The sequence below is a fragment of the bacterium genome (assembly GCA_040756715.1).
In the GTDB taxonomy this organism is placed as follows: Bacteria; UBA9089; UBA9088; order UBA9088; family UBA9088; genus JBFLYE01.
In genome coordinates this window covers 1-4956 of the sequence record JBFLYE010000160.1, presented here as the reverse complement: position 1 = coordinate 4956, position 4956 = coordinate 1, and the positions used below count along the sequence as shown (strand labels likewise).

At 37.0% G+C, this 4956-nt stretch carries 4 protein-coding genes; 1 reads left to right on the top strand and 3 read right to left on the bottom strand.

The window, feature by feature from the left end; all coding sequences use genetic code 11:
• Positions 1–189: 189 nt before the first annotated feature.
• Complete coding sequence (nadC, locus tag AB1397_05850) at positions 190–1023, bottom strand: carboxylating nicotinate-nucleotide diphosphorylase (GenBank protein MEW6482509.1); 834 nt, start codon at positions 1021–1023, stop codon at positions 190–192.
• 15 nt (positions 1024–1038) lie between these two features.
• The gene (purF, locus tag AB1397_05845; GenBank protein ID MEW6482508.1) at positions 1039–2439 is read right to left on the bottom strand and encodes an amidophosphoribosyltransferase; all 1401 of its coding nucleotides are present in this window, start codon (positions 2437–2439) and stop codon (positions 1039–1041) included.
• Positions 2440–2559: 120 nt separating this feature from the next.
• Here purF and lpxD point away from each other — a divergent pair, with 120 nt between their 5' ends.
• Positions 2560–3543: a UDP-3-O-(3-hydroxymyristoyl)glucosamine N-acyltransferase gene (gene lpxD / locus AB1397_05840; GenBank protein ID MEW6482507.1), complete on the top strand. Its 984-nt coding sequence runs from the start codon at positions 2560–2562 to the stop codon at positions 3541–3543.
• On the opposite strand, the gene trpE is transcribed toward lpxD, so the two are convergent.
• A partial coding sequence (gene trpE, locus AB1397_05835) for an anthranilate synthase component I (protein MEW6482506.1) occupies positions 3533–4956 on the bottom strand: 1424 nt, incomplete at its 5' end. The two genes, lpxD and trpE, sit on opposite strands and share 11 nt — an antisense overlap.

Sequence of the window (4956 nt, the reverse complement as noted above, 5' to 3'; positions counted from 1 at the left end):
ACTTCTTTTCCTCTCATATTTTTCTCTTTCCGGTTCTACACCTTGAAGAGATATTATAAGAGGGCAAATGAATTTCCTATCTGCTTAAAATTGAATAGGGGTGGTAAATATGTCTATACCACGTGCGCTGTTGTGTACTTATTGTTTTAACAAATCTTTACCTTATTTTTGCAGAAAGAAGGCAGACCTTCATTTAATTTCAAGGCTTACATCTAATGCCTTTGCACTATGGGTTAAGGCTCCAATGGAGATAATATCTGGATTAAATCTGGCTATATCCTCTATATTTGATAAATTTATGCCACCTGAGACCTCTATCTTTATGTTTTTATCCTTTTTTCGTATCAGAGAAATTGCCTCTTTCATCTTTAAAATATCAAAATTATCAAGCATAATAATATCAGCACCTTGTGAGATTGCCTCCCTTACTTGCTCTAAATTTTCTGTCTCTACCTCTATCTTTTTCTTGGGATATTTCTTTTTTACCAAAAGAATTGCCTTTTTTATTCCACCGGCAATTTTTATATGATTATCTTTAATAAGAATCTCATCAAATAGACCAAATCTATGGTTATATCCACCACCTATTTTTACAGCATATTTCTCCATCCTTCTAAAGCCCGGAGTTGTTTTTCTTGTGTCATATATTTTAGAAGGAGATGCCTTTTGGACAAATTTTGAGGTAAGGGTTGCAATCCCAGATAGGCTTCCTAGAAAATTTAGGGTTGTTCTTTCACAGGAAAGGATGGATTCTCCACATCCGGTAAGTTCAAGGATAATTGAATCGGGTTTTACAATCTCTCCATCTTTAATTACTCGTTTTATCTTAATTTTAGAATCTACCTCCAAAAAGCACTTATTAGCAATATCAATTCCAGCTACAATCCCCTCTTCCTTTGCTATAATTTGGGCTGAAATAAAAGAACAATGGGCAATTGCAGAGGATGTAAGGTCTCTTTCTCCGATATCCTCCTTGAGTGCCATTTTTATAAGGGCTTTATCGCTTTCTGTTAGTTTATACATTTTAAAAATCCTAAATCATAAAATAGGATATTCTCCAGAAAAACAAGCTGTGCAATAATTGCTTGGGTTTTGGACACAAGAGAGCATTCCATCCAAAGAAATATACCTTACAGAATCCGCATTCATAAATTCCTCTATCTCTTTTAATTCTTTATTGTTTGCAATAAGCTCTTCCTTTTTTGGTGTATCTATGCCATAGAAACAGGAATATTTTATGGGAGGCGAGGAAATTCTAAGATGAACCTCAATTGCACCAGCATTTCTTATCATTTTTATTATCCTTTTACAGGTTGTTCCCCTGACAATTGAATCATCAACCACAACAACCTTTTTTCCTTGCAATACCTCAGGGACAGGGTTAAGCTTTATCTCAACACCTGCCTTTCTTATCTTTTGCTTTGGATAAATGAATGTCCTACCAATGTAATGGTTTTGGATGAGGGCAGATTCAAATGGAATCTTTGCGCTCTCTGAATAACCAAGGCCGGCAATTGTTCCTGAATCTGGAACAGAGATAACAATATCTGCTTTGACCCCTGCTTCTTTTGCCAGCTGCCTTCCAAGCCTTTTCCTTACACTATAAGGCTTTTCCCCAAAAATAAGGCTATCGGGACGGGAGAAATAGATATGCTCAAACACACAATATGCATTCCTTATTTTATAGGGAAGCTCATAATCACCTATTTTATATTGCATTCCATCAATAGCAATCTGGGAAGAAATTTTAACAAAATTAAAGGATTCTAGGCCATTTTTATCTATTACAACAATCTCACCAGGCTCCACATCCCTTATGTATTCTGCTTCAACCAGAGAAAAGGCACAGGTCTCGGATGAGATAAAAAAGGCATCCCTTTTTCTTCCCATAGATAGGGGTCTAAAGCCAAATGGATCCCTTACAGCAACAAGCTTATCCTTCAAAATGAAAAGGAGGGAATATGCACCTTTTATTAAGGAGAGGGAATAAACCAAAGCAGGGAGAAAATCCTTTTGTTTAGCCCTTGCTATCCTGTGGAGAATTACCTCAGAGTCTGATGTTGTCTGGAATATTGCTCCCTCCCTTTCAAGCCTTCCCCTTAAATGGCCACTATTTACTATATTCCCATTGTGGCAAAGGCCAATCTGTAAGCCTCCATTGTATGTGATTAGAAATGGTTGTGCCTCCTCTATCCTTGAAAGCCCAGCGGTTGAATACCTTATGTGTCCAATTGCCTTATCTCCGGTAAGCTTATTTAAATCATTTTTATCAAGTGAAGAGACAAGACCCATTTGGCGATGGAGATAGAAGGAATTGCCATCAGATGATATAATTCCACAAGATTCCTGACCCCTATGTTGGAGGGCAAATAGCCCTAAGTATGTAGAAAAAGCCGCATCTTGCAAACCAAAAGCCCCAAATATGCCACAATCAGACATAGCCTTATTTTATCTACTTAACCATTATTTAGCAAGGTTTTTATAGAATTTAAGATTCAAGATACCAAATAAACACATAACACCTTGACCAATCTATCTTAAGAAGCGTAAGATATTAAAATGAGGCTTAAGGAAATTGTCAAAATTCTTAAAGGTAAGCTTATTGGTGAAGATATAGAGATAGAGGGTGTAAGCTCTATTGAGGATGCAGAAAAAGGGGAGATTACCTTTAGCCTTAATGGAGGTAAGGTAAAAGATACAAAAGCCTCTGCCATTATTCTAAAGGAAAAAGGGGAAGGAATATCCATCCCGGTTATCTTGGTTGATAATCCAAAGCTTGCCTTCTCTAAATTGCTTTCTATTTTTTCATCAATTAAACACCCTTGTGGAATAAGCAAAAAGGCAAGCATTTCAGAAAATGCCAAGATTGGAGATAATGTAGCCATTGGAGACTTTGCTGTGATTGAAAATGGAGCAAAGATAGAAGAAGGAGCAATTATCTACCCCAATGTTTATATTGGAATGAATGTTACAATTGGAAAAGGGACGATTGTCTACCCAAGGGCTGTTATAATGAATGCAAAAATTGGAGATAGTGTGATTATCCATTCTGGAGTTGTTATCGGCTCTGATGGCTTTGGCTATATCAAAGATAATGGAAAGAATGTAAAGATGCCCCATAAGGGAGGGGTTTTAATAAAGGATGAGGTTGAAATAGGGGCAAATACAACAATTGACAGGGGAACAACAAAGGATACAATAATAGGAAAAGGGACAAAGATAGATAATCTGGTTCATATTGCCCATAATTGCATTATAGGAAAGAATTGCATCATTGTTGCCCAGGTTGGCATATCAGGCTCTGTAGTTATAGGCGATAATGTAGTTATAGCTGGACAGGCTGGAATCTCAGACCATATAAAGATAGGAAGCCAAACAACCATAGCGGCAAGAAGCGGTGTAACAAAGGATATTCCTTCCGAAAAAATTGTCTCTGGTTTTCCTGCCAAAGACCACAGAGAAGAAAAAAGGCTTCATGGCCTTATCCAAAGGCTACCCAAGCTTATAGAAAGGGTAAAAAGGCTTGAAAATCTTATAAAATAAACCCTTTCTCTGCAAGGGATATAGCAGAAAGACAGCAATCTGCTTTATTCAAAGATTCCTCATATTCCCTCTCTGGGTCTGAATCGGAAACTATGCCAGCTCCTGCTTGGATATAAGCAATCCCTTTATGAAGCAAGATTGTCCTTATGGTGATTGCTGTATCCATATTTCCCGAGAAGCCAAAATACCCAACGCACCCTCCATATATTCCCCTTCTCTTTGGCTCAAGCTCATCAATTATCTCACAAGCCCTTATCTTTGGAGCGCCGGTTAGTGTGCCTGCGGGAAATGAGGCAGATAAAAGCTCAAATCCAGAAAGCCCTTTTTTTATTTTTCCACAAACCATGCTTACAATGTGCATTACATGGGAATATTTTTCAACATTCATAAAGGAAGAAACACAAACAGAGTTAAAATCACATACCCTTCCTAAGTCATTCCTTCCCAGATCCACTAGCATAATATGCTCTGCTTTCTCTTTAGGGTCATCTAAAAGCTCTTCTTCCAATCTTTTATCCTCCTCCTCTGTTTTTCCCCTTTTCCTTGTTCCTGCAATAGGCCTTGTCTCACAAATGCCATCTTCTAGCTTTACCAAAAGCTCAGGGGATGAACCAATAAGCTTATAATCGGAAAAATCCAAAAGGAACATATAGGGAGATGGATTTATGTGCCGAAGGGCACGGTATATGGAAACAGGTGAAACAGATGTTTTTCTCTTTATTCTCTGGGAAAGAACAACCTGAAAAATATCGCCTGCTTTTATATACTCCTTTGCTCTCTCTACCATTTTTACATAATCTTCTTTGCTTGTTTCAAATTCTTCCTTACAGCTTTTTATTTTTTCTTGAAGTAAATCAATGGGCTTTTTTAGCTTCTCCTCCAACCTTTCTATGGATTCTATTGCTGTCTCATATGTTTCATCAGGGCTTTTCTCAATGGGAATAGATGCTATAATCTTTATTGTGTGGTTAAAATGGTCAAAGATTACATTATTCTCTGTTATGACAAAAAATGCGGTGGGAATTTTAAGAGAATCCCTTTTTCTGGAAGGAAGGTCTTCAATAAACCTTATATAATCATAGCCGATAAATCCAACCGCACCACCAAAGAATCTTGGAAGACCATCAATTTGGATTGTCTTATATGAGTTAATTATCTCCTTAAGAAAAAGAAGGGGATTTTCCTCTGTTTTTTTTATCTTTTTTTTTCCATCCTTTGAAATTTCAACAATATCTTTCTCAATCTTAAAAAACACCCTTGGATTTACTCCAATAATTGAGTATCTTCCAATACGCTCTTCACTCTCTGCACTCTCTAAAAGATATGAATACTCACCCCTTACCTTACAAAAACAAGAGACAGGCGTTTCTAAATCCCCCAATATTTCTTTATATACAGGAATTGTCTTTCCTT

What these genes read in the sequence shown, in the direction of transcription:
- lpxD (MEW6482507.1), top strand. Translation starts at nt 2,560, where the DNA reads ATGAGGCTTAAGGAAATTGTCAAAATTCTTAAAGGTAAGCTTATTGGT.
- purF (MEW6482508.1), bottom strand. Translation starts at nt 2,439, where the DNA reads ATGTCTGATTGTGGCATATTTGGGGCTTTTGGTTTGCAAGATGCGGCT.
- nadC (MEW6482509.1), bottom strand. Translation starts at nt 1,023, where the DNA reads ATGTATAAACTAACAGAAAGCGATAAAGCCCTTATAAAAATGGCACTC.